General features: G+C 64.0%; 23 protein-coding genes. 3 read left to right on the top strand and 20 right to left on the bottom strand.

Translation table 11 applies throughout. The features are described from left to right. The first annotated feature begins 85 nt into the window (after window positions 1-85). The 3 genes from B3M53_RS02885 (at window position 86) to B3M53_RS02875 (ending at window position 3,896) form a co-directional block, all read left to right on the top strand. Complete coding sequence (locus B3M53_RS02885) at window positions 86-634, top strand: hypothetical protein (protein ID WP_022701848.1); 549 nt, start codon at window positions 86-88, stop codon at window positions 632-634. A gap of 73 nt (window positions 635-707) precedes the next feature. After that, the gene (locus B3M53_RS02880; RefSeq protein ID WP_022701847.1) at window positions 708-1,280 is read left to right on the top strand and encodes a response regulator; all 573 of its coding nucleotides are present in this window, start codon (window positions 708-710) and stop codon (window positions 1,278-1,280) included. Between the two features lie 75 nt (window positions 1,281-1,355). Beyond that, a complete protein-coding gene (locus tag B3M53_RS02875) occupies window positions 1,356-3,896 on the top strand; it encodes a PAS domain-containing sensor histidine kinase (RefSeq protein ID WP_022701846.1) in 2,541 nt (846 codons plus the stop codon). Window positions 3,897-3,918: 22 nt separating this feature from the next. On the opposite strand, the gene B3M53_RS02870 is transcribed toward B3M53_RS02875, so the two are convergent. The 20 genes from B3M53_RS02870 to B3M53_RS02775 all read right to left on the bottom strand — a co-directional run. Continuing rightward, the gene (locus tag B3M53_RS02870; protein WP_273019597.1) at window positions 3,919-4,497 is read right to left on the bottom strand and encodes a periplasmic heavy metal sensor; all 579 of its coding nucleotides are present in this window, start codon (window positions 4,495-4,497) and stop codon (window positions 3,919-3,921) included. After that, on the bottom strand, window positions 4,494-4,913 hold the full coding sequence (locus B3M53_RS02865) for a hypothetical protein (RefSeq protein WP_273019595.1): 420 nt from the start codon (window positions 4,911-4,913) through the stop codon (window positions 4,494-4,496). Before B3M53_RS02865 ends, B3M53_RS02870 begins: the two co-directional genes overlap by 4 nt. Continuing rightward, window positions 4,910-5,563: an RNA polymerase sigma factor gene (locus B3M53_RS02860; RefSeq protein WP_273019593.1), complete on the bottom strand. Its 654-nt coding sequence runs from the start codon at window positions 5,561-5,563 to the stop codon at window positions 4,910-4,912. Before B3M53_RS02860 ends, B3M53_RS02865 begins: the two co-directional genes overlap by 4 nt. A gap of 25 nt (window positions 5,564-5,588) precedes the next feature. Beyond that, window positions 5,589-6,140, bottom strand: a complete 552-nt coding sequence (locus B3M53_RS02855; protein WP_286799608.1) for an EF-hand domain-containing protein — start codon at window positions 6,138-6,140, stop codon at window positions 5,589-5,591. Window positions 6,141-6,225: 85 nt separating this feature from the next. Then, a complete protein-coding gene (locus tag B3M53_RS02850; RefSeq protein ID WP_273019589.1) occupies window positions 6,226-9,108 on the bottom strand; it encodes a bifunctional [glutamine synthetase] adenylyltransferase/[glutamine synthetase]-adenylyl-L-tyrosine phosphorylase in 2,883 nt (960 codons plus the stop codon). Between the two features lie 45 nt (window positions 9,109-9,153). Next, on the bottom strand, window positions 9,154-10,548 hold the full coding sequence (locus B3M53_RS02845; protein WP_273019587.1) for a sensor histidine kinase: 1,395 nt from the start codon (window positions 10,546-10,548) through the stop codon (window positions 9,154-9,156). Between the two features lie 62 nt (window positions 10,549-10,610). After that, the gene (locus B3M53_RS02840; protein ID WP_022701839.1) at window positions 10,611-11,282 is read right to left on the bottom strand and encodes a response regulator transcription factor; all 672 of its coding nucleotides are present in this window, start codon (window positions 11,280-11,282) and stop codon (window positions 10,611-10,613) included. 61 nt (window positions 11,283-11,343) lie between these two features. Continuing rightward, window positions 11,344-12,822, bottom strand: a complete 1,479-nt coding sequence (locus B3M53_RS02835) for a Do family serine endopeptidase (RefSeq protein WP_022701838.1) — start codon at window positions 12,820-12,822, stop codon at window positions 11,344-11,346. A 136-nt stretch (window positions 12,823-12,958) separates the two neighbouring features. Then, window positions 12,959-14,164 (bottom strand): bifunctional alpha/beta hydrolase/OsmC family protein, encoded by a 1,206-nt coding sequence (locus tag B3M53_RS02830; RefSeq protein WP_273019584.1) that lies wholly within the window; start codon window positions 14,162-14,164, stop codon window positions 12,959-12,961. Window positions 14,165-14,235: 71 nt separating this feature from the next. Further along, complete coding sequence (locus tag B3M53_RS02825; RefSeq protein WP_022701836.1) at window positions 14,236-14,607, bottom strand: cytochrome c-type biogenesis protein; 372 nt, start codon at window positions 14,605-14,607, stop codon at window positions 14,236-14,238. Then, window positions 14,604-16,571 carry a heme lyase CcmF/NrfE family subunit gene (locus B3M53_RS02820; protein WP_273019582.1) on the bottom strand — a complete coding sequence of 656 codons (1,968 nt, stop codon included), beginning with the start codon at window positions 16,569-16,571 and terminating at the stop codon, window positions 14,604-14,606. Before B3M53_RS02820 ends, B3M53_RS02825 begins: the two co-directional genes overlap by 4 nt. Further along, a complete protein-coding gene (gene ccmE / locus B3M53_RS02815; protein ID WP_273019580.1) occupies window positions 16,568-17,068 on the bottom strand; it encodes a cytochrome c maturation protein CcmE in 501 nt (166 codons plus the stop codon). Before ccmE ends, B3M53_RS02820 begins: the two co-directional genes overlap by 4 nt. Continuing rightward, window positions 17,065-18,024 (bottom strand): tetratricopeptide repeat protein, encoded by a 960-nt coding sequence (locus tag B3M53_RS02810; protein WP_273019578.1) that lies wholly within the window; start codon window positions 18,022-18,024, stop codon window positions 17,065-17,067. The genes ccmE and B3M53_RS02810 overlap by 4 nt, the downstream gene beginning before the upstream one ends. Then, window positions 18,021-18,671 carry a DUF938 domain-containing protein gene (locus tag B3M53_RS02805; RefSeq protein ID WP_022701832.1) on the bottom strand — a complete coding sequence of 217 codons (651 nt, stop codon included), beginning with the start codon at window positions 18,669-18,671 and terminating at the stop codon, window positions 18,021-18,023. The genes B3M53_RS02810 and B3M53_RS02805 overlap by 4 nt, the downstream gene beginning before the upstream one ends. Window positions 18,672-18,713: 42 nt before the next feature. Then, window positions 18,714-20,048, bottom strand: coding sequence for a hypothetical protein (locus B3M53_RS02800; RefSeq protein WP_273019576.1), 1,335 nt, complete (start codon window positions 20,046-20,048; stop codon window positions 18,714-18,716). A gap of 53 nt (window positions 20,049-20,101) precedes the next feature. Continuing rightward, entirely contained in the window at window positions 20,102-21,502 is a 1,401-nt protein-coding gene (locus B3M53_RS02795) for a sensor histidine kinase (RefSeq protein ID WP_273019574.1), read from the bottom strand. Then, complete coding sequence (locus tag B3M53_RS02790) at window positions 21,499-22,185, bottom strand: response regulator transcription factor (protein ID WP_273019572.1); 687 nt, start codon at window positions 22,183-22,185, stop codon at window positions 21,499-21,501. The genes B3M53_RS02795 and B3M53_RS02790 overlap by 4 nt, the downstream gene beginning before the upstream one ends. A 15-nt stretch (window positions 22,186-22,200) precedes the next feature. After that, a complete protein-coding gene (locus tag B3M53_RS02785) occupies window positions 22,201-22,488 on the bottom strand; it encodes a PepSY domain-containing protein (RefSeq protein WP_156861499.1) in 288 nt (95 codons plus the stop codon). 70 nt (window positions 22,489-22,558) lie between these two features. Beyond that, a complete protein-coding gene (locus B3M53_RS02780; RefSeq protein ID WP_273019570.1) occupies window positions 22,559-23,458 on the bottom strand; it encodes a J domain-containing protein in 900 nt (299 codons plus the stop codon). Window positions 23,459-23,537: 79 nt separating this feature from the next. Then, a partial coding sequence (locus tag B3M53_RS02775; RefSeq protein ID WP_286799605.1) for a hypothetical protein occupies window positions 23,538-23,741 on the bottom strand: 204 nt, incomplete at its 5' end.

Raw genomic sequence — 23,741 nt, 5'->3', positions numbered from 1 at the left:
GCGCAGACGGCGTAGAGCGATTAACCAAAGTGTTTAACCCGGCTTTGAGACCGGCATGCCATCTTGACCCCATAGGGAGCATGACATGGCGAAAGCTGAGTTTCACAAACACCAGCGGGTTTACGTCAAACCGGTGGGCACATGGGCGGTGATCGAGAAGGTCAAACCCCATTGGGTGCGCGACGTCGAAGAACCCGTGAAAGTTCTTTATGATTGCGGACTTGGACGTGATTTCACAACCGATGAGTTGAGCGCTGAAGCGGTTGAGGATTCCCAGGTCGGCAATTGGCGGCTGATGCGGGCGCGCAACAAATGGCAATCGGTCGAGGAATGCGCGCACCATCCCCAGCCAGGCAGCTATCCCGTGGTGGTGACAGACGCCCAGAACTGGGGCGGCTGGCGGGTGCCGGGCGCTGAATATGATCGCGATCCGGGCCGTATCGAGCACCAGGCGCGTCTGATCGTTCACGCCCCCAGCCTGTTTGCGCTTGCAGAGCGCCTGGTGCGCTCGGCTCAGGACGATCCGGACGCCTCCAGCCAGACCATAGCGCTCGCCAAAACGGCGGCGGAGTTGATCCGCGCCGTAAACGCCAGACCGGATACAGGTCAGCCGGGTGATTTGTCAGTGGATTAACCACACGGCAACAGCATACGCCCTAGGTTGAAGAGGATTCAGACAGACGCGCTGAACCAACGGAGCTGCGGCCATGACGCCCCGCATGGGCAATGTGAACACCCTGATCATCGACGACAATGCTCACATGATCAGCATTGTCCGCTCGATGCTGCTTGGTTTCGGCATTTCCCGCACCCATGAATCACGCGACGCCGTGGAGGCGTTCGAGATTGCGCGTCATGAGCCCATCGACCTGATCATCGTGGACTATCAGATGCCGCTTCTGGATGGGCTGGAGTTCATCCAGATGGTCCGTCGCGGCGCGGATATGAAAAACCCCTTCGTGCCGATCATCTTGCTGACCGCGCATACCGAACGCTCTCGCATCATGGCGGCCCGAGACGCCGGCGTCACCGAGATCTGCGCCAAGCCGGTCACTGCGCGGCAGATGTGGGAAAAGATCGTGGCGGTGGTCAACAATCCCCGGCCCTTCGTGAAGACCGCGAACTATCTGGGACCGGACCGCCGCCGCAAGCACGAAGACTATACCGGCCCCGAGCGCCGGTCTGTCGCCTCAGCAAATCCTGATGCCGGTGAAGGGGTTGACGTCTCCGAAACCGGTGATGAAAACGATCAGGGCGCCATTGACCAGCTGATGGCCTAAGCGCTCAGGCGCCCCTCTTAACCTGCCATTTACGGCGCTGGACGAACGCCCGCGGAACACCTTAGTTTGCTAAGGATGATTCGTGTCGGCCAACACTCCGCGCGCGGCGCAAATCGCGACCGCTCCACCGCTTCGGCCGACGCTGAAGCGAAAGGCACGTTATGGCCCACAACTCTGGCCGTCATCGCCTTCTCCCTGGTGTTTGGCTGCGTCATCCTGGTGAAGTTGCATCAAGAGTGGACAGCGGCGCGCGCCGAGGCTGAGGCGTCTCAGGCGCGCACGGCCGCTTTCATCGCCGAGCGTGTCTCAGGTCGACTGTCTGAAGTGCGCGGGGCGCTCGCCATGGCCGCCTCCCAGCTTGAGGTGATGAGCCCGGCCAGTCTTGACGCCGGCGCCCAGGCCGGGCTCGACAATCTGATCGAGGCGCCGTGGGTGGACGCTGCGGCGCTCTTGACCCCGGACGGCCGCCTGATCGCAGCAGGCGCTGCGGACCCTGACATGTTGCGCGACGCCGCCAACGCGGCCTTGCTGGCGTCAAGCGGACTTGCTGCGAGACCGGGGCAAACCCCGCCGCTTGTCCTGACGGCTCCCGCGCCCTTGTCTGACGGGTCAGTGGGCGCTTTGGTCGCCAGCCTTACGCCACAGGCCTTGCTGCCGCGCTGGAACCGCGATGACGTGGCCATGCTGACGGACGCCGAAGGGCGACTGCTGGCGCTGAACCCGGCGACTCCCTTTTCCGGCGCGCCTTTCGCCGCCGAACGGCTGGGCCTGGATCCCGTGTCCGTCTCGGCCATGGCGCGAAATGGCGGCGCCATGCGCGGCGCCCAGCTGGGCGACGAGGCCCGCATTCTGGGAGCGGCGGCCATCACCGGCGCGCCTCTGCATGCGTTGAGCCTGGGTCCGGACGGCATCAATCGAAGCGCCTGGAATAGCACCTTGTTGTTCCATCTGCTGCTGTTCCTGGCGCCCCTGGGCACCGCGATCGCCTTGTCGATTGTTCTGCGCAATCAGATGGGACGGCTTGGGGATACGCAGGCGAAACTCACCGATTCCGAAGGCCGTCTCCATCTCGCTATCGAGGGGGCGCGCTGCGGCGTGTGGGATTGGGATCTGGATACAGACGAGGTCGTTCTGACCGATTCCTTCGCCCAGCTGATCGGCCGCGCGCGGGGCGAATCCATGTCAGGTCCCGAACTTCTTCTGCTGTTGGGCAAGGAAGACCGCCCGAAAGTGCGCGCCGCGCTCCGCGGCGCCGCCAATGCGCAGGATGTGGACCTGGAAGTCCGCGCCGCCGGCCTGCCGGTCTGGTTGCAATTACGCGGACGCTTATTGCCTCAGACCCGGCGCATCATCGGCGTCGCCATCGACATCACCGAGCGCAAAGGCGCCCAGGCGCGGGTCGCAGCAGCGGAATCACGTCTGCGCGCTGCGCTGGAATCCATGAGCGAGAGCTTCGTGCTTTGGGACGCGCGCGGACGCCTGGTGCTCTGGAACCGCAAATTTCGCGACTTTTTCGGGTTTTCCGAAGGCGATCTGCGTATCGGAGCCAGTTATGAGCAGGTTGAGGCCGCCGCGGCGCCCGCCATCAAGATGGCGCACGCCTCAGATGACGGCCAGAATGACTATGACCTTGAGCTGCACGACCGCCGCTGGATCCACTATGCCGAACGGCGCACCGCCGATGGAGGCCTCGTCAGCGTCGGCGCCGACATCACGGCGCTGAAAGCACAACAAAGCGCGCTGAAGGAAAATGATCGGGAGATGCGCCGTACGGTCGAAAACCTGCGTCGCTCCCAGGAGCGCGTGCAGGAGCTGGCCGCCAATTACGAGCAAGAGAAAATCCGCGCCGAGGAAGCCAACCGCTCAAAGTCCGAATTCCTGGCGAATATGAGCCACGAATTGCGCACGCCGCTCAACGCCATCAACGGCTTCTCAGAGATCATGGCCGGCGAAATGTTCGGGCCTCTGGGCCACGAACGCTACCAAGATTATGTGGGCGACATCCTCAGCTCTGGTCAGCATCTGCTCTCCCTGATCAACGACATTCTGGACATGTCCAAGATCGAAGCCGGCAAGATGCAGCTTCAACCCGAACCGCTCCTGCCGTCAGAAGTCATCGAACAGTGTGTGCGGATCATGCGCGCCCGCGCTGAAGAGAAGTCCATTCAACTGACCGTCGAGGGCGACGAACTGCCGGAAATTTCCGCCGACCCGCGCGCGCTCAAACAGGTCATTCTCAACCTGATGTCCAATGCGGTGAAGTTCACCCCGGAAGGCGGCAAGGTGCAGATTCGCGGCTTCCACGCGGCGGACGGGGTGGTGATGCAAGTGTCAGATACGGGCATCGGCATTGGAGAAGACGATCTGCAACGCGTGGGTCGCCCGTTCGAGCAGATCGAGAGCCAGCACTCCAAAAAACACCAGGGCTCGGGCCTGGGACTGGCCCTGTCCAAATCCCTGATTGAATTGCATGGCGGCGCCTTGCGGATCGATTCCAAACTTGGCGAAGGCACCACAGTCTCCTTCACCCTGCCAGCGCATGCCGCCGATCATGACCACAACACGCCGGGCGATGACGCGGCCGATGCAGACGCGACCGTAACCGCCGAGGCCTGAGCGTCGTCAGGCAAGAGCTGGTCTAGTGGAACTCGGGTCTATCGCCAGGCGGCGGTCCGTTCGGGCCGCGCCGATCATCATCCCTGTCGCCTCGCTCTGCATCATGACGGCCATGTCGCCGATCATGATCGCGGTCGCCATGCCGGGTCAGAGCGCGTTCGAAGGCCGCCCGGCGCACATCCGCCGGCAAGCTGTCGGCGGCGTCCAGGATCAAGGCTTCCGTGCGCTGTTCAAGCCGCGCCCGCGCCTCGCGCGCCTCGCGCAAGGCCTGGGCGGCGGCGTCCGGGTCAAACGGATCGGAAGTCAGAACCATACGCACGGCGCGACGCTTCTCCCCCAAATCACGCATCAGGGCGAACACCTCTTCGCGTGAGCCTTCCATCTGTTCAAACATGGACCTGCGATACTCGTCCGGTAGCGCACGGAAAAACCTGCGCGGTTCAAAGCCTCGCATGCGGGCCACATCCGAAGCGTCAGCGCGGATGGAGGTGCGCGCCGCGCCGTCATCGCTTAGCCAGCGATGCGCGCCCGCCCCGATCAACACCCCGTTCACAAGAACGGAGACCAGCAGCAGGGCGATCCAGATATTGATCCGGCTCATGAGGCGTCCTCAAACAGGGTTTGCGTCTCTGACAGGACAGAGAACGCGTTGGCGTACATGACATCGTCTTCGGGCTGGGCGTTCATCTGGGCGCCGGTCCATCCCGCGCCCGCTCCGAACATCAGCGCGATGGCGGCTGCAATCCCGGCCCAGCGCGGCGGCGCATAGGCGCGGCGCAGGCCGGAGGCCGTGATCGTCTCAAACAGCGCGGACGCAGGCGGCGCGGCGACGTCCAGATCAAGAAGCTGATCGAGCGCGGACGCCTCTTCCAGGCACGCCTGCGCGAAGTCGGGCTCAGCGTCGCAGAACATGCGGGCCGCAGCTTGCACCTCGCTGGGCCAGCGCTCCAGCGTTCCGCCATAGGCGTCAGCAAGCTCTGCAAACTGGTCCGGGGTCATACTTGTGTCTGTGCTCATAGCTCTCTTCCCGATCCGTGTAAGCCCGCAGCGTCCTTGATCAGCTCGTCGCGATCTCGCGCCAATGTCTTTTTCAAAGCTCTGCGGGCGCGCGCCAGCAGGGATTCCATCGCCTCGACGCTGACGTCCATGATCAGGGCGGCCTCGATATTGGTCCGTTCCTGAAAATGGCACAATTCCAGAGCCAGTTTCTGACGCTCCGGCAAGGCCCCGACGGCAGCCCGAACCCGGCTCAAGGCGTCCTCACCCGTCAGTCGGGCATCAGCGCTGACAGCGTCATCAACCTGTTCTGGCGCATCGTCGCTGATCTGGCTCTCACGCTTTTTTCGCAACCGGTCATAGCTCGCATTCATGGCGATCCGGGTCACCCAGGTTTCAAGCCGGGCGCGCTCGGGATCATAGAGCGCGATCTTGCGCCAGACCTTCAAGAAGGTCTCCTGCGCGACGTCCTCCGCCTCAGCCCGATCGCCCAGCAAGCGCGCCGCCACGGCATGCACCCTGGGCAGGCAACGTTGGGTCAACGCCCGAATTGCGGCGGCGTCGCCTTGTGCGACGCCCTGGGCCAAAGCCGCATCAGCCGCGCGCGCCTCCTCGCCTCCGCCCGTCCGGCGGGGGGGACCTTCAATCACTTTCAGGACAGGGCGGGACACGCGCGCGGCTTTCTCGACTGGACGACTAGTCGCGCCACCAGGGTGCACGACGTTCTTCTCGCCGTTCCGCCCGGTCTTGCATATGCGCGTCCAGTTCATCAGGCGTAATGGCGCCATCCGAGTTTGCGTCCAGTCGATCAAACATCGCCTGAGGGCGCGTCATGAATTCCTCGCGCGAGATGCGGCCATCGTCATCCAGGTCCGCGCCATGCATCATACCTTCGTGGTCACCACCACGCCCTTCCCGTCGGCGGGGGCGGTCTTCACGCAACGCCATCATCCGCTGGCGCATGGGAGAGGCGTCCGCCTGATCCAGGAAGCCGTCCGAATTGCGGTCCCGGAATGCAAACTCTTCAGTCTGCAATTGTTCAATTTCTGCGCGAGTGACAGTGTTGTCGCCGTTCAGGTCCGCCGCTTGCAGCATCATCATGCCGCGCATGCCATGCCCCCCGGAACCCCGCCCATGGCGTCCGCGCTCATGATGCTCGGCGCCCCGCGCGCCCGGACCGTCATACCCCATGGGTTGAGCCAGGGCCGCGCCAGATCCCAGAACCAGCACTGCGGCTGCGGCGCTCATCAATCTCTTCATCGTACCAATCTCCTGTGTCGATGCGGGGCTTGTTCTCTCCCTCGCTGATACCTGTGGTACGCATGGCATGGCTTTATTCCGTCGCGGCGAATGTCACCTCGCCGATATAACGCTCGAAAAGAGTGCGCACGCGCGCTGCGGCGATGTTCAGCGCATCCGCCGTGCAGTCCAGATCATCGCAATGCGCCGCCTGACACAAGCGTTGAGCAAAAGGCTCGCTCGCCTTGTCCGGGTCAAAGTCAGCGCCGTGAGCGGCGCGCAGGATCTGGGTCAGGTCAGCGTAGAGCTCGTGGGCGGTTTTGAGCGTTTCACCGTCTTCATCGCGCAACCAGCCGGCCTCCACCAGCCGATCCAGCGCGCCCTGGGTGTCAGCGCCCAGCCGCTCGCCCAGCACCAGCTGGCCGATCTGGGCGATGAACTCGATATCGATCAGCCCGCCTGCGCGCAGCTTGGTGTCCCAGGGGGAGCGAGCGGGCCGATCACGCTCCAGTCGGGCGCGCATGTCGGCGGCGTCGCTTTTCAGCCTGTCTGGCGGGCCCGCCGCCTTGATGACGTTCGTGACGGCGCGATCCAGCCGCGCCGCCAGACCGCCCTCGACGACCATTCGGCTACGGGTCAGCGCCATGCGCTCCCAGGTCCAGGCTTCAGACGTCTGATAATACTCTTCAAAGCGGGACAGGCTGACCGCCGCGGGCCCAGCCGAGCCCGAAGGCCGCAAGGCCAGATCCACGTCATACAGCTCACCCTCCTCGGTAGGCGCAGAGAGTGCGGAGACAAGCCGCTGGGTGAAACGGATGAACCAGGTTTGCGCGCCCAGCGGACGCGGCCCGTCCGAGGCTTCAGCGGTTGGCTCGAACACCAGCATGATATCAAGATCAGACGTCGCCGACAGCTCTCGCCCGCCCAGCTTGCCCAGCCCCAGCACCGCCCAGTCGCCGGGCGGCGGGCCGTGACGCTGGCTCATTTGCGATAGCGCCGCCTGCGCCATCGCCCCCAAAGACGCATCCGCCAGATCGGCATAAGCCTGACCGGCGTCCTGCGCCCGCGCGCGCCCCAGAAGGAGCTGACCGCCGATCCGCAGCTTCTCTTCACGCGCCAGCCGTCGGGCCGCGTTCAGCGCCTGCTCGTAATCGAGCCCCTCCAGCCCTGAAAACCGCTCAATGCGGTAGGCGGGCGGGTCCTCGCTCAAAGGCCGGGCGAAAGCCGGGTCGAGCAGGCTGTCCATAAGCGCAGGTCGCCGCGCCAGGACCTCTGCAAGGCGTGGCGCCAGCCCCAGCATGGCGATCAGCTCCCGTGCAAGCTCGGGCTGGTTGACCAGCAATGACAGCGGCTGCACCCCGCTGGGTAGCCCTTCAAAGAATGTCGAGAACCGGGTGAAGGCGGCGTCGGGATCGCCGGTGGCCGCCAGCGCCTCGATCAAGCGCGGCGCAAAACGCGAGAACAAGCGCCGGGCGCGTTCGGTGCGCGCCGCGCGCGCCCGCCCCGCCGCCCAGCCGGCCAGCCGCTCCCACACCCGGTCGGGCTGAGAAAAACCAAGCCGGTCCAAAGTCTCGACCGTGTCCGGCGTCGGCTCGACTCCGGTCAGGACCAGACTGCCCGCCTCCGTCGCAAGGCTGTCGCCATCATCAAACTGAGCGGAGAAGGCCGTATGCACGGCGCCGATCAGCGCGGTCATGCGCGCGTCAAACTCTGACAGATCATCCGTGCCCGACAGCGCCGCTACAGCGCGCCGAGTCTCGGCCTGTATCGGCAGAGTCTGGGTCTGTTCGTCTTCGAGCATCTGGATGCGGTGCTCCACATCGCGCAGCGCCCCATAATAGACGATCAGGGCGTCCGCCTCGTCAGCGTCCATCAGATCATGGGCGGCGAGCGCCGATAAAGCGTCCACCGTGGCGGGCGCGCGCACGGCGGGCATGCGGCCGCCAAAGACCAGCTGCAGGCACTGAGCGTAGAACTCGATCTCGCGAATGCCGCCACGTCCCAGCTTCACGTCATGCCCCGCCGCGCGCACTTCGGCGCGCTTTCCCACGGCCTGGATCTGCTTGGCGATGGAGCGAATATCCTCGACCGCGGCGAAATCCATGGTCCGTCGCCAGATGAAGGGGGTGAGGTCTTTCAAGAACCCCTCGCCCGCGGCCCGGTCGCCGGCGCAGACCCGTGCCTTGGCGTAGGCCGCCCGCTCCCAGTTCTGACCCAGCGCTTCAAAATAATAGCGCGCCATGTCCGCACTGACCGCCACCGGCGTTGAGCCCGGATCGGGGCGCAGCCGCAGATCGACGCGGAAGACATACCCGTCCGCGGTGACGTCCTGCATGATCGCGCTGAGCTTCTGGGCGATGCGCGAGAACAGTTTCAGCGGGTCCTTACCCTCGGGCGCGGTGATGATCTCGGGCTCATAGGCGATCACAAGATCAATGTCGGAGGAGAAGTTCAGGCTGCGCGTGCCATGCTTGCCCAGGGTCAGCACGAAATAGCCCGGCAAGGGATTGAGCGGATCGCTGACCGCGACGCCATAACTGCGCGCGGCTGAGGCGAGGCTCGCCTGCACGGCGGCGTCGGCGAAGTCCGTCAGCGCGCCCATCACCTGCTTCAGGCTGAACGCGCCCGACAGATCCGCCAGCGCCGTGACCAGATGCAGATCAAGCTTGGCCCGGCGCAACACCGCCCTCACCTCGGCTTCGTCTTCAAGCGCTGCGGCATCGCGCGCGGTCTCGCACAAGCGCTCGATCAGGGTTTCAGGAGGGGTCGTGGCGAGCTGGCGCAGCGTGTCAGGCCGCCGCGCCGCCGTGCGCGCCAGATAGGGCGCAGCGGCGAACACGCTGTCGAGGAAATCCGCCCCCTCCTCGCCCCAAGCGTCAAACGCTGACGCGCCGATGCGCTCTCGGGCGCGCCGGGACCGGTCCGGCGCGATGTTGGGCAGGGTCTTGGCGAGGCGGTCGATAAGGGGCGCGGTCATTTAGTGAAAATGAGGCGCGCCGCAGTTTAGGGCAAGCGCTCGAGGTTAGGCCTTCCGCTTCGGAAAGGTCAGGGCGATCCTGAGGCCGGGGCCGGACCCGTCCACGGCGCCGGGGCCGTCATCGAGACTCAGCACGCCGCCATGCACTTCCGCGATGGCGTTCACCAGCGACAGGCCCAGCCCGACGCCGGGTTGATTGCGGGAGCGATCCAGACGCACAAAGCGCTCCAGCACCCGCTCGCGGTCTTCCGCCGGGATGCCGGGCCCTGTGTCAGTGACGGAGATTTCGACCCGCCCCTCGCCGGTCTTTCGGCCGCGCAGCGCAATGGCGCCGCCATCAGGCGTATATTTGATGGCGTTATCGATCAGGTTCGCCATGGACTGGGCGATCAGCTCGCGGTCGCCCATCACGGTCAGGCCGGGCTCGCATTCGCATTTGAAATCGGTGCCCGCATCTTCACAGACAGGTTCGTAAAGCTCGCACATGTCTTCCATGAGCACGCTGAGATCGACGGGGTCAAAGGCGCGGCGGCGCTCGCCGGTCTGAAGCCGCGAGAGCGACAGAACGGCGTTGAAGGTCTTCAGAAGTTCATCCACATCGCTGACGGCCTGGATCAGCGCCGCTTCGCGCGCCTCCACATCGCCTTCCTCCACAAGCGCGGATTCAATGCGGCCGCGCATGCGGGTCAGCGGCAGGCGCAGATCGTGGGCGATGGAATCGCCCGCCGTGCGCATGCGGTGCATCAGGTTTTCCACCCGGTCGAGCATGTCGTTGAAGTTTTGCGACAGCTCATCGAGCTCATCACCGGAATAGGTCCGCGGCGCGCGGGTTTCGAGCCGCCCGGTCATCACGGCGCGCGCGGCGGCGTTGATGCCGTCCAGGCGCCGGGCGAACCGCCGGCTGACCACGGCGCCGGACACGATCCCCAGCGCCAGCGACAGCCCCGAGGCGATCAGAACCGAGTTGAGGGTGTTGGCGACGAAGCGGCTTTCTTCTTCCACGTCGAGGCCGACAAAGAGCTGATACCCGTCGCCCAGCTCGACGATCTGGCCGCGGGCGTCGCGGCCTTCCTCGGCGCGGTCGTTCACCCCTTCCACGGGCTGACGGTCATAGGTGAAGCGCACCCGCCCTTGCGGATCAGTGGGCGCTTCCGGCAGGCCGTAGATATTGCCCACCAGCTGCTGGCCGTTGGGATCGAGCAACATGTAGAAGAATTCGCCGCCGCCCACGGACCGCTGCACCAGATAGCGATAGGCGCCCTGATAGCCGCGCTCTTGATAGAGCTGCTGGATCTCAGTGACCTCGGCAGTCACTGACGCATCCGCCCGGCGCAAGGCCGCGCTGACGGACGCCGCATAGACCAGCGCCAGGATGACAAAGCTCGACAACGCAAAAAGCGCCGCAGACAGCAGCGTCAGGCGAAAGGCGGTCGTCCGCAAGAATGCGGGCGCCCGCCAGCCTTTATTGAGCTTGATAGTCAGTGTTCGTCCGCCTGTCTGTCTCAGCTCGACAGACGATAGCCTGCTCCGCGCACGGTGTGCAGCATCGAGGTGTCAAAAGGCTTGTCGATTTTCGACCGCAGACGAGAAATGTGCACGTCGATGACATTGGTCTGGGGGTCGAAATGATAATCCCAGACCTTTTCGAGCAGCATGGTGCGGGTCACGACCTGGTCGGCGTGGCGCATCAAGAACTCAAGCAGGCGAAACTCGCGTGGCTGAAGCTGGATCGCTTCCTCGCCGCGCTTCACAGTACGCGCCAGCAGGTCCATCTCCAGATCACCCACCTGAAGCCGCGTCTTCAGCGCGTCAGGATCGCGGCGGCGCGCCAGCGCATCCACACGCGCCTTGAGTTCGGAGGGCGCGTAGGGTTTGACCAGATAATCATCGCCGCCCGCCGTCAGGCCCGCCACGCGATCATCCACTTCACCCATGGCCGACAAGACCAGCGCCGGCGTCTTGTCGCCTTCCTCACGCAGGATGGAGATCATCGACAATCCATCGCGGCGCGGCATCATCCGGTCCACGATCAGCACGTCAAACGCGCCGTCACGCGCCATGGCCAGGCCATCCTCGCCGTCATGGGCCGCATCGACCACATGCCCGGATTCGCGCAACATTTTAGCGATGTTGCCCGCGACCTCGCGGTCGTCTTCCACGATCAGAATTCGCATGTCTCACTCTCCCGAACCAGATCAGGCGCCGGGCTTCCCGACCCGGCGCCTGTTGTTGTTATTATTCTTCTTCGGTCTCGTCAGACGGCATCTCGAGGGCGGCGTAACGCCGCTGACCGTTCTGGGAAACCACAAAAACCAGAAGCGCCCGACGATCACGCGCCCGCGCGTCTTCGACAGCCGCTTCAAAATCGGACAGACCGACCAGATCGCGTCCGCCTGCTTCCAGGATCACGTCACCGGGACGCAAACCCTTTTCCGCCGCTTCCGAGCCCGGGCGCACGCCCTGAACCAGAAGGCCGCGGCCCTCGAGCTCCAACTGCTCGGATTCGGCTTCAGTCGGGGCGCTCAGCGCCAGACCAAACTGGGCCGCAGCGCCCGCTTCACGTTGCGCGCGTTCTTGCGGGGCGGCGCTTTCAGGGCGCTCGGTCAACTCGACGCGTATGGTGCGCTCGCGCTCATCGCGCAAAATGCGGAAGGCCACACGTTCGCCCGGCGCAAAGGCGCCGACGACGCGCGTCAGCTCACGCGGATCGTCCACCGCTTCGCCATTGATCTGCAAAATGATGTCGCCGTTCTCAAGACCGGCGGCTTGCGCAGGCGTGTCATCGAGCACCTGATTGATCAAAACGCCTTCCAGATCGGCGTCCAGGCCCATCGCGTCCTTGAGATCAGCGGTCAGAACCGCCGGGGAGATGCCCAGATAACCGCGGCGCACTTCGCCGTTTTCAATCAGCTGGTCGATCACAGTCGCGGCGAGGTCAGAGGGGATGGCGAAGCCGATGCCCACATTGCCGCCGGTCGGGCTGATAATGGCGGAGTTCACGCCCACGACCTGACCGTCAAGATCAAAGGCCGGACCGCCCGAATTGCCCCGGTTGATCGGCGCGTCGATCTGCAGGAAATCGGTATAGGCTTGGCTGGCGCCCATCTGACGCCCGGTGGCGGAGATGATGCCTGCTGTGGCGGTGCCGCCCAGACCGAACGGATTGCCGACCGCGACAACCCAGTCGCCCACGCGGATTTCCAGATCACGGTCCAGCTCCACAAAGGCGAAGGGCTCGTCTTCTTCCTCAACACGCAGCAAGGCCAGGTCAGTCGGCACATCGGTGCCCACCACTTCTGCGACCAGAGACCGGCCATCGGTCAGCACGACACGGATGGTGTCCGCGCCGTCAATCACATGGTTGTTGGTGACCACATAGCCGTCTGCGGAGATGAAAAAGCCCGAGCCTTGCGCGCGGCGTTCGCGCGGCTGATCGGGCATGCCGCCAAAGCGCTCGAAGAATTCGCGAAACTGCGGCGGCAGCTGGGACATGTCCGGCGCGTCGCCCGCATCCACGCTGCCCTCTGCCTCAATGGAGACCACGGCCGGGCTGACCCGTTCGATCAGGCTGGCGAAGCTCATCGGGGCGCCGTTGGGCGCACCATAAGTATAGGCGGACGGCGCCTCCTGGGCGCTGACGACCGCCGTCGTGGCGGCGCCCAGCGACAAAGCGGCGACAGTGGCGGACAGGATCAAACGTTTGGTGAGTTTCATGGCAGACAATCACAGTCCTTTACGCGTGTCAGAACCGGCATGCGCCGATCCATAGGAACAAGAATTTGATGACAGGGTGCGGCTGACCAGACCATTACGGCAACCTTACGGTTCCGTAATTTTTCAGCGGGCAAGCTCAGGCGCCTGATTTATAGCGACTTTCAACCTGAGCGCCGCGCTCCAGCGTCCGGTGAACCGGGCATTTGTTCGCGATTTCCAGGAGTTTCAGTTGCAGGGCCTCATCCTTGAGCCCCTGCACAACGATCTCGCGTTCAAACAGATCGGCGGGCCCGTCAGACTTCACCTTGCTGTGCCGCACCCGGGTGCAAATGCGGCCCAGCTCGATTTTTTTGTGGTTGGCGTACATCCGCAAGGTCATCGTGGTGCAGGCCGCAAGCGCGGCGGACAGCATGTCATAGGGCGCAGGGCCGCCATTCAGGCCGCCCATCGCCTCAGGCTCATCGACGATAAAGGTATGGTCGCCGGTCACGGCCCAGCTGTGAAACCCACCCAGGCCCGTCTCTTCCACCACCGCCGTTTCATCGCCTGAAAGGCGCGGCGGCGTGCTGACCCTGGCCGGCGGCGCATAACGGCTGGCCCATCCGGCGATCATGTCTGCTGCGTAATTGGCGTCCGCTTCCCGGCTGAGCAGATGATCGGCGTCATCCAGGCTGACAAAGCTTTTGGGGTGCCGCGCCGCGACAAACAGACGGGTCGCGTTTTCGATGCCGACCGTTTCGTCGACCGGGGAATGCGCGATCAGCAGAGCGGCCTTCATCTGCCCGACAATATCTTCGAGTTTGTGCTCGCCGATATCGTCCAGGAATTGCTTCTTGATCGTGAAAGAGCGACCGGCCAGCGCCACTGTCGCAGAGCCATTCGCCTCGATTTCATCCACATCATCAGCCGTGAAATGGTGACGCACATGATCGGCGTCCGCTGGCGCATTGAGCGTCGCCACGGCTTTGGCTTCAGGAATTTGCGGGGTCGCTGCGATCACGGCGGCGCCGCCCAGGGAGTGCCCGATCAGAAGGCTCGGCGCCTCATACTGCTCTCGCAGAAAGTCCGCCGCCTTCACCAGATCCTCGACATTGGAGCTGAAATTGGTGTTGGCGAAATCGCCTTCAGACTGCCCCAGCCCGGTAAAGTCAAACCGTAACACCGCATAGCCATGAGTGGTCAGCCGCCGGGCGATGCGCTGAGCCGCGTGAACATCCTTGGAGCAGGAAAAGCAGTGCGCGAACAAGGCATAAGCCCGTACCGGGCCATTCGGTCGCTCCAGACGAGCGGCCAGCGTGTCGCCATAGGCGCCTTCAAACGTGATTTTTTCTGACTGCGCCATGCCTGCCTCGTTCAGCGATCCGGGTCATGAAGAGGTGGCGTCTTTCCCTGATGTGATCAAGGCGGCGCTGCTCACGATTTCGAGCGCCGCTTTCGCATGGATGTGACCAGCAGGCCGCCGCCCAGCACCAATAGCAATACCGGCGTCGCCCACAGGATCGCGGTGCTGGAATCCACAGGCGGCCGCATCAGGACTGCATAGCCGAAACGCCCCACCAGCGCTTCGCGCACCTGATCGTCATCTGCGCCCAGGGCGACCTGCTCACGCACGAAACGGCGCATGTCCTGCGCCTGACCGGCGTTGGAATCCAAAATGGACTCCCCCGCGCAGACCATGCAGCGCACTTCGCGCATCAAAGCCTGGGCGCGTGCCTCTTCGTCTGCAGGAAGGCCCGTGGCGGCCGTTTGCGCCGCCAGCGCTGCGGCCAGGATCAGCGCTTTCATGACGACGCCTCCATCGCGGGTTGGGCGGTACGCTCAGTGCCGGGCAGCACCGACCTGGCGCGCAAACGCCCGCTGAGAGACAGCGCGCCACCCAGGACGATGAAGATGGCGCCCAGCGAAAGCGCCCAGACCAGCGGGTGGAAGGCGATGCGGGTCTCAAAAGCGGTCGTGCCGTCTTCACGCATGCGCGCCTCTCCCACGGAGGCGTAGAGGTCGCCCGCAATAGAGGATTTGAGCGCCACTTCGCGCGTGGTCTGGTTGGCGCCGGCGTAAAAACGGCGCTCGGGCTCCATAACGCCGCCTTCGCCGTCATCAATCACGAGACGCGCCCGATCCGCCATATAGTTCGGCCCGTCCGCCCGGCGGACGCCGTCCAGCGTCAGGGTACGCCCGGCGATCTCGACGCTTTCCCCCGGCGCCAGCGCCAGATTCTGGTCGGGCGGACGCGAGGCGTCCGCCGCAGCGCCCAGCGCAATGAACCCCACCCCGGCATGAGCCAGAACCCGGCCCGTCACCATCAGTTTCTGACCCCGCGCCATAGCCACCGGCAGCGATTGGCCCAGATCCATCACGGCGCCGGAAATCGCCCAGACGCCAATGGCGCCGCCCACAATCGCCAGCGGGCTGGCGCCCGCCATCAGCAGCGCCACGATCACGGCCGCGACCGGGATCAGCATCAGCGCCGCACGCATTTGCGACACGGCGTTCTTCAACCCGCCATTGGCCCAGGGCAGGAAAGGCGCGATGGGCATCAGCAAAGCCGCGATCAACAAGAGCGGCGTCGCCGCAGCGTTGAAATACGGCGCGCCGACCGAGATGGTCGCCCCGCCCAGCATCTCCAGCAGCATGGGATACAACGTGCCCACCAGGACCACACCGGAGGTGGCGGCGAGCAGCAGGTTATTGGCGCCGATCAGCGCTTCCTTGCTGGTGGGTTCAAACCCGTCGCCCTCACCGAGCGATCCGGCCCGCAATGCGAACAGCAGGAACCCGGCCACGGCCGACACGCCCAGCATGCCCAGAATCCAGACCCCGCGTTCGGGATCGAGCGCAAAGGCGTGCACCGAGGTGATCACGCCCGAACGCACCAAAAACGCGCCCAGAATGGAGAGGATATACGCCAGTAGCGCCAGAAAGACCGTCCAGCCCGGAAACGCGCCACGCTTCTCTGTAGCGATGGAGGAATGGATCAACGCCGCGCCCAGAAGCCAGGGCATGAAGCTGGCGTTCTCGACCGGATCCCAGAACCACCAGCCGCCCCAACCGAGCTCGTAATATGCCCAGAAAGCGCCCAGCGCGATGCCGGCCGTCAACGCGGTCCAGGCGCCCAGCGCCCAGGGGCGGATCGCCGTCGCCAGAGCCCGGCCTGGCGTTTTCTGCATCAGGCCCGCCGCCGCGATGGCGAAAGCCGTAGAGAGACCCACATAGCCCACATAGAGCATGGGCGGATGAATCACGAGCAACGGGTCTTGCAGGATCGGGTTCAGCTCTGCGCCCTGAAGCGGGACCGGGGACACGCGCTCAAACGGGTTAGAGGCGAAAGCGAGAAAGCTGTAGAACAGGGTTTGCAACAGGCCCTGAAAGCTGACCGCGCGAGATCGCAATCCCGGCTCTTGAGGGCCGCGTCGCGCCAGGCCATAGCCGAACACCGTCAAGATCAGGCACCACAGCAGCATCGAGCCTTCATGACCGCCCCAGCTGGCCGCGATCTTGTAAGCGAGCGGTTTGTCGACCGAAGAATTGGCCGCCACATACGCGATCGAGAAATCAGACCGCAAAAAGCTTGCGATCAGCAGAACCATCGCTGCGCCCGCAGCCAGCATGCCGATTTCCGCAGCGGCGCGTCCGGCTTCAGCAAAGGCGCCGCGTCCACCTTGATCCGCGCCGCGCCAGGCGGTGATCATCTGAACCAGACTCGCCAGCAGCGCCAACGCGATGAGATAACGGCCGAGTTCCGCGATCATGAGGGCTGCTCCGTCTCAGCGTCACCATAGCCGCTCGCGCCGCCATAGCCGGAATGGTCACCGGTCTCTTCGTGCCACATGCCCGACTCGCGCAAGGCGGCGGCGACTTCAGGCGGCATGTAGGATTCATCATGCTTGGCGAGCACGGTGTCGGCGGTGAACTGACCTTCAGGGCTGAACGCGCCTTCGGCGACAATGCCCTGCCCCTCACGGAACAGGTCAGGCAGCGAGCCGCCATAGGCGATGCGAATTTCGCCGGCGCCGTCAGTAATGGTGAAGTTCGCGCCGCCGCGAGCGGGACGCTCTACCGATCCGTCGAGCACCAAACCGCCGACACGGACACGCTGGCCGGCTTGCGGCGGGTTTTCAGCGACCATGGCGGGCGAATAGAAAAACACCATGGCGTCGCGCATCGCGGTCATCGCCAGCGCCGCCGCCCCCACCAAAACCACGCCGGCTGCAAGGGTGATCATCAATCGTCGCTGGGCTTTTCTCATCCGTCGTTCTCCTCACGGGAAAATGCGCTTTGCATGGCTGAAATCAGGGCCAGCGCGCCGGGATTGTTCTCAAACCGGGCGCGCGCGCTTTCCAGCGCCGCAGCCCCTGCTTCAGGGTCGTCCTGCATCCAGCGCGCTCGCGCCAGCGTCAGCCAGCCTGACAGATCGTCAGGATCATCTTCCAGACGCATTTCGAGCCGGTCCACCATCATGTTCGCCAGATCTTCAGGCGCTGCGCCTGCCGCGATGGCGTCCGCAAAGGGCGCAGCGCCGCCAGAGCCCGGTCCCCCCTGAGGCCGAGATAGAAGATCGGCGGCGCGGGCTGCAATGGCGGCGCGGAACGGATCGCCTGCATCCAGCCGTGCAATGATGTCAGACCAGATCCGGGCCGCTTCGTTGCGATCTCCGCGAGCGTAATAGGCTGCGCCCAAGAAGAAGGGAGGCTCGGGCAATGTCGGGTCAAGCGCGTAAGCCGCATCAAAGGCGCGTTCGGCTTCGGGCGTGACCTGACCGTCATTGAGCACCACCAGCGCCTGGCCAAGATCAGAGAGAATGCGGGGATCCTCTTCAATTTGCAGCGCCCGCGTGAAAAACGTCACCGCTTCCAGCTCGCGTTCGGTGCGCGCCAGAAACCGGCCCAGCAAGGTCAGCGCCTGAAGATCATCGCGATCTTCTCGCAAAATCGCCCGCAAACGCGCTTCCTGTTCATCGGGCGTCAGCTGTGTGGGGTCCGTCGCATTCAAGCGCGCAGCGACTTCGCTATAGGGCGCTCCGGGCGTTTCGGGTTCGCCATTGATGAAATAAAGCCCCAGCGCCCCCAAAAGCACGACAGGTACCGCCGCCAGAGCGAGGATTCGATTGCTCCCCTCGGTCCCGGACGCGTTGAAAAACGGCATGGCGAGGCGCCAGGCCGCAAGCGCGCCGATCAGGGCGCTGATCAGAATGAAACCGATCATGCGACGCCTCGCCGGAAGGTCAGCAGAAGATTGTTGGACGGCATTTCAACGCGCTCAACCCTGACATACCCATGTTCGCCCGCCAGGGCGTCCACATCCGCCAGCGGCCGGACGCCCCATCGCGGGTCGCGCTGTTTCAAGCTGGCGTCGAAGTCGAGATTGGAGGGGGCGGTCGCCTCCCCTTCCTGGTAAGGCCCGTACAGATAAAGCGCGCCCGCGTCCGACAAAAGGTGTGCGGCGCCGGAGAAAAGCCCACGCGCGGCGTCCCAGGGCGCAATATGGATCATGTTGGCGCAATAGATGGCGTCCACAGTCTCGAGCCTGTCCCACCAGCCGGTGGCGCAAACATCAAGGGCCAGCGCAGGCTGCATCCGGCCATCAGCGTCTTCGGCCCAGGCGTCAGCGCTGGCGCGCGATTGCGGATCCGGGTCGCTTGGCGTCCAGCTCAGATCGGGGCGGTGGGTCACCAGGGCCAGAGCATGTTCGCCCGTGCCGCTGGCGATCTCGAGAACACGCGCGCCCTGAGGCAAGCGTGCGCTAAGCGCTGTCATGATCGGACCACGATTGCGTGCGGCGCTCGGCGAGCTCAAGCGCGCGCCAACCTGGCCACGATCTTCCAATGCGATGGGAGCAGTTTTATCGGTCATGCAGGGGTAGATAGACTGTCCCCCGCCCGCTTTGAAGGCGCATTAGGCCGCTTGGGCTGCGGCGGCTCGGCGCAGGAGGACTTCACCGACCGATCTCATGCCCAGAATATCCAGAATACGCGTGACTTCGCGCAGCCTTACCAGGTCCGCTTCTTCGTCATCAGAGACATTGCGCCGCAGTCTGGCGAGAATGCCTTCACCCAGTTTTTCAGTGGCGTCCTTGAACTCTTCCAACAACAAGGCGTGAGCATTGCCCACCGCCGCGCGCGCGGCGTCGTCTTTCACGCGATACAGGAACGCACATACAGCTTCCGCTTCGTCAAAGGCGGGCTCACCAGGGTGCGGAATGTCCTTATAGCGACGCCTCGGGCCTGTCTCGGGCAAGGCCCGTTCGAACAGACGTCGGGCTTCTTCATGAATACGCTCCATCTGCTGGCTGGCGGCGTTTCTCAATTCAAAAAGCCGCCTCCCCCAGGCGCCGTCCTTGCGAATGCCGATTTCGCGGGTCATGCCGACAGTCACGGCAGCAAATTGCGTCACCGCTTTCACGGCGCTCTCCACCGCCTCAGGAGTCCGAGGCGCGGATTGAAATCCTTTCAGATGAAACTCTGCATCGCCGAGCAGGGCGTCGCCAATACTGGACATGTCCGTATGGGTCAGCAGGAAATCGTCTTCCCGCCGGGCAATCCGCTCGAAAACACGCAGCATGCGCCAAGGCTTGTAGACCTTGGCCATAATCATCAAGAGCACCCAGACGCCGGATTCAGGTTTTTCCTCAATGGCTTGCTCATAGCGATCTCGCAACTCCGCACAAACCTCATCCCCCATTTCCTCGATCTCGTCGGGCAGACCGTCCAAGGCGTCACGCAAGGCCGGGATGCTGTTGAGCATGCCAGCAATGTTTCGCACTTCGTCAAAACGGGTCACGCCCAATTGCTGGCGCAGGCGTTTGCTTTCCCTCGGCTCATGCTCGACTTCGTCCAGCGTCCTCAGCATCGCGGCGGCGACGCGCGCGCGCGTTTCATCCAAGGGCTCATCGACTGGCTTGTCCGTAAAGGACGACGCAGCATCCATGGCGGCCTTCGCCGCTTCGGGGTCCAGATCGCTGATCCAGTTCCACAACGGCACCAGCAGACTTTCGGGGATCAGCGCCTTTGAAGGCTCGACGATCGTGCTGTCGCCGATGACATCCTGCAGGGGCAGGAAGAAGAGCCGACTGGCGGCGCCGTCAGCGCCATATCGGCAGAATTCGAGCATGCGCGCCATGCCCGGATCAATTTCCTGAGCAAGGTCGACAAGACCTTCCACCCGCTCCACAGGCATGTGGGCAAGCAGAATGGATAATTTCTCGACTTTCCCCGCGGAGAGCGGCCCCATGTCATCACCAAGGCAAAAACTGTGACTGCAGAAATAACTGAACGCGGTTAATGTCAGCTTTCCACAAGCGCTGGCAACCACAAACACGCCTTGAGCCCGCCCATGTTGGACCTTTCGAGCTCTAGCGCGCCGTCATAAGCACGCGCCAGGTCCGCCACAATGGCCAGGCCAAGCCCGGTTCCGGGCGCCTGTTCATCCAGGCGCACGCCGCGCGCCAGCACGGTCTGGCTTTGCTCAGGCGTCAGTCCGGGACCGTCATCCTCAACACAGAGATAGAGCTGGCCGTCACGAACGCTGGCGATGATGCTGACCTTGCTGGCGGCCCATTTGCAGGCATTGTCGATCAGATTGCCGAGCAATTCCTCAAGGTCCTGCTTCTCGCCGCGAAAGACGATTCTGCCCTCGCAGCGCCAGTCCAGCGCAATCCCTTGCCGCCCGTAGATTTTCTGCAAGGTGCGGCCCAGATCGTCGAGCGTTCGCTCCACCGGCGCCCGGGCGCCGATCGTGCGGGCATGAGCGGCGGCGCGTGCACGCCGCAGATGGTGCTCCACCTGCTCAGACATCAGCCGCGTCTGCCGGTCCACCTGTCGGGCGAGCGCCCCGTCCTGATCGCGCGCCTCGTTTGACAACACAGTGATCGGGGTTTTCAGCGCATGCGCCAGATTGCCCACATGGGTCCGCGCGCGCTCCACCACTTCCTGGGAATGGTCGAGCAGCTTGTTCAGCTCTCCGCCCAGCGCGATTAGCTCGGCGGGATAAATGCCGCTGACACGTTCGCTGCGCCCGTCGCGCACATCAGCCACGGCGCGTCCCATGCGCAAGACAGGCGCGAGGCCTACTCGAACCTGTACGAAAACGCCGAGCCCAAGCGCGACGGCGAACAGGAGAAACAGTCCCGCTGACGCCAGGCCGAAGCGCATGATGCGCGCATTCGCGGGCCTTTGGTCTTCAGCGGCGATTACAAGCAAAGGGGCTTGCACGTCGTCGATCAAAATGGCCCGGATCACCAGACGCAACGGCTCGCCATCAGGCCCCTTGCTCGCGGCGCTGACCGGACGACCGGGATTGGCGAGCGCTTCGGCGCGAGCCTTATCCGGCGCCATCAGCAACGCATCCGCCAGAGACTGCGAGCGCAAGGGCGCCACATCCCCAGCGGCGTCCAGCGACACCTGCCAGTAACGGCCTGAAAAAGTCTGGGAGAACCGTGGGTCGATCAGCTCTTCATCGAGACGCAAGCTCAGAGAGTCGCTGACCTCCACATAAGCAATCAGCGCGTCCGCCACGCCCGACAAACGATCTTCAAGATCGCTCAGAACCGTCTGTCGGAACAAAGCCGTCAGCGACACAGCGCCCAGCACCAGAAGCACAAGCGCCCAGCCCAGCGCCGTCAGAACCAGACGACGCACCATGGAGCCCTGGGTGACAAGGCGCGGCGCTGAAGCGTCTTCGCTCACTCAGCCGCCGAGCTCTTGGCTTCGCCAGGATCCACCAGCCGGTAGCCCAGCCCGCGCACGGTTTCGATGCGATTGGAGCCGATCTTCTTGCGAAGGCGACCGACAAAAACCTCAATCGTGTTGGAGTCCCGATCAAAGTCCTGATCGTAGATATGCTCCACAAGCTCGGTGCGGGAAATCACCCGGTCACGGTGATGCATCAGATAGCTCAGCATCCGAAACTCGTGCGAGGTCAGCTTGATGAGTTGGTCGCCCAGGAAGACCCGCGAGCCGCGGGTGTCCAGGCTCAGATCGCCGCACATCAGGGTGGAGGTGGCGTGTCCCGCCGCCCGGCGGGTCAGAGCGCGCAGGCGCGCCAGCAATTCTTCGGGATGGAAGGGCTTGGTGAGATAATCATCCGCCCCGGCGTCAAACCCGGCGACTTTCTCGCTCCAGCGATCGCGCGCCGTCAGGATCAGCACCGGCGAGGACATGCCCGCCTCACGCCAGCGCTCCAGCACCGTCACGCCATCAAGCTTGGGCAGGCCTAGATCAAGCACAATAGCGTCATAGGGCTCGGTCTCGCCCAGAAACAGGCCGTCTTCGCCATCCGCTGCGGTATCCACCGCATAGCCCGAATGGGTCAGCACATCAGCCAGTTGCCGACGCAGGTCAGGATCGTCTTCAACGATAAGCGCTCGCATGTCTGCCTCCTCCCGTTATCGGCGCACACGGCCTGATCGCGCATCCACACGCACATCAAGCCGCCTGCCCTCACGGGTCAGTATCCGGATCATGTAATAGGGGTTCTCACCATTCACGAGCCGGCCGGACAAAACCTCGGCGCCCGGATAAGCCTGACGCACGGCGGAGACCGCCACCGACATGGGCACGATGGCTTGCGCCTCGCTATAGGCCTGATCCTTGTGGACCGCAGCATGGGCGGGCGCCCCCATCAGGGAAGCCGCGCAAACAAGCGTCAGGAGAAGTGTGAGAATTCGTGTCATGACATGCTTAATGACGGATCCGGGCTGAACGCACGCTGAACGGTATTCAGAAACGCGCATGAGAGAGACATCATGACATGAAACGCTTTCGCGGATGATAATCCTTCGGAGGCGTCCAGTCCTCGATAAAGGCTTCAAGGTCAGGATCGTTAAGCGGCACGTCGATGACCAGACGAATAATCTGGTCGCCGCGCTCGCCCTCTCCCTTGGGCGCGCCCTTGCCGCGCAGCCGCAACTGGGCGCCTGAATTGGCGCCCGCAGGCACGCGGACCTCGACCATGCCGTCGATTGTGGGCGCGCGCACCGCGCCGCCGAACAACGCTTCTTTCAGGGAAATCGGCAGATCGAGCCGGATATTGTCGCCCTCACGCCGGAACCAGGGATGCTCCTGAATCACGATCTCGATCAGCGCATCCCCCGCCGGGCCGCCATCGCGACCGGGATGTCCCTGGCCGCGCAGGCGCAGAACCTTGCCGCTCTCCACACCTGCCGGGACTCCCACTTCCAGGGACTTGCCATTGGATAGCGTAACGCGCTTTTTCGCGCCGCGCATGGCGTCTTCAAAGCTGACATTCAGGCGCGCCTTGATTTCTGCGCCGCGCATGGGCTGCCCGCGGGAACGGGAGGCGCCAAAATCGGTGAACAGATCAGAGAACATATCGCCCAGATCCTCGAACCGGCCGCTGGGACCACGCTCGCCAGGGGCGCCGCCGGGGCGCGAGCGGAAATGATAGGCCGGGCGTTCCTGCCCCGCCGCATCAATCTCGCCCTGGTCAAACCGGGCGCGCTGTTCAGGGTCTGACAACAGCTTGAAGGCCTGGGTGACCTGCTTGAACTTGTCTTCGGACACCTTGTCATTCGGACGTGCGTCAGGGTGCAAGGCCTTCGCCAGCTTGCGGTAGGCGCGCCGGATCTCGTCGGCGCTCGCAGTGCGGGACACGCCCAGAATCGCATAGGGGTCAGTTATCATGGCCGTTGTGATAGCAGTCTCTTGCAGGTCGGGCGAGCACCGGGCCGCACCCGTACGGGTCACATCTGTGCGTTCCGCCTCAGACCTGCAAGACCGACGCCAGCCCAGCGCCATACCGCTCCGACACTTGCCGGACGCTGAAGCTGCAACCGCTCAGATCCGCCGGCAGCTCGGACAGGGAGAGAACAAGCTGCGGCGAAGCCGTCGACCAACGCGCGATGACAGCGCCGTTCAGGTCACGCAACTCCACCTCATAGGCTTCCCACGCCTCGCCCAGCGGCAC

Origin of the sequence: Oceanicaulis sp. UBA2681 (genome assembly GCF_002354675.1) — a bacterium.
GTDB lineage: Bacteria > Pseudomonadota > Alphaproteobacteria > Caulobacterales > Maricaulaceae > Oceanicaulis > Oceanicaulis alexandrii.
The sequence above is the reverse complement of the archived record's forward strand: the minus strand, read 5'-3'. Positions and strand labels throughout refer to the sequence as shown.

Bases quoted from the DNA above. Each gene is read 5' to 3' on its own strand.
- B3M53_RS02825 (WP_022701836.1), bottom strand. From the start codon at position 14,607: ATGAAAGCGCTGATCCTGGCCGCAGCGCTGGCGGCGCAAACGGCCGCC.
- B3M53_RS02840 (WP_022701839.1), bottom strand. From the start codon at position 11,282: ATGCGAATTCTGATCGTGGAAGACGACCGCGAGGTCGCGGGCAACATC.
- B3M53_RS02875 (WP_022701846.1), top strand. From the start codon at position 1,356: ATGATTCGTGTCGGCCAACACTCCGCGCGCGGCGCAAATCGCGACCGC.
- B3M53_RS02780 (WP_273019570.1), bottom strand. From the start codon at position 23,458: ATGATAACTGACCCCTATGCGATTCTGGGCGTGTCCCGCACTGCGAGC.
- B3M53_RS02835 (WP_022701838.1), bottom strand. From the start codon at position 12,822: ATGAAACTCACCAAACGTTTGATCCTGTCCGCCACTGTCGCCGCTTTG.
- B3M53_RS02800 (WP_273019576.1), bottom strand. From the start codon at position 20,048: ATGGGGCCGCTCTCCGCGGGGAAAGTCGAGAAATTATCCATTCTGCTT.
- B3M53_RS02855 (WP_286799608.1), bottom strand. From the start codon at position 6,140: ATGAGCGCCGCAGCCGCAGTGCTGGTTCTGGGATCTGGCGCGGCCCTG.
- B3M53_RS02850 (WP_273019589.1), bottom strand. From the start codon at position 9,108: ATGACCGCGCCCCTTATCGACCGCCTCGCCAAGACCCTGCCCAACATC.
- B3M53_RS02810 (WP_273019578.1), bottom strand. From the start codon at position 18,024: ATGATCGGTTTCATTCTGATCAGCGCCCTGATCGGCGCGCTTGCGGCC.
- B3M53_RS02785 (WP_156861499.1), bottom strand. From the start codon at position 22,488: ATGACACGAATTCTCACACTTCTCCTGACGCTTGTTTGCGCGGCTTCC.
- B3M53_RS02865 (WP_273019595.1), bottom strand. From the start codon at position 4,913: ATGAGCACAGACACAAGTATGACCCCGGACCAGTTTGCAGAGCTTGCT.
- B3M53_RS02870 (WP_273019597.1), bottom strand. From the start codon at position 4,497: ATGAGCCGGATCAATATCTGGATCGCCCTGCTGCTGGTCTCCGTTCTT.
- ccmE (WP_273019580.1), bottom strand. From the start codon at position 17,068: ATGAGAAAAGCCCAGCGACGATTGATGATCACCCTTGCAGCCGGCGTG.
- B3M53_RS02820 (WP_273019582.1), bottom strand. From the start codon at position 16,571: ATGATCGCGGAACTCGGCCGTTATCTCATCGCGTTGGCGCTGCTGGCG.
- B3M53_RS02790 (WP_273019572.1), bottom strand. From the start codon at position 22,185: ATGCGAGCGCTTATCGTTGAAGACGATCCTGACCTGCGTCGGCAACTG.
- B3M53_RS02830 (WP_273019584.1), bottom strand. From the start codon at position 14,164: ATGGCGCAGTCAGAAAAAATCACGTTTGAAGGCGCCTATGGCGACACG.
- B3M53_RS02805 (WP_022701832.1), bottom strand. From the start codon at position 18,671: ATGACCGATAAAACTGCTCCCATCGCATTGGAAGATCGTGGCCAGGTT.
- B3M53_RS02880 (WP_022701847.1), top strand. From the start codon at position 708: ATGACGCCCCGCATGGGCAATGTGAACACCCTGATCATCGACGACAAT.
- B3M53_RS02885 (WP_022701848.1), top strand. From the start codon at position 86: ATGGCGAAAGCTGAGTTTCACAAACACCAGCGGGTTTACGTCAAACCG.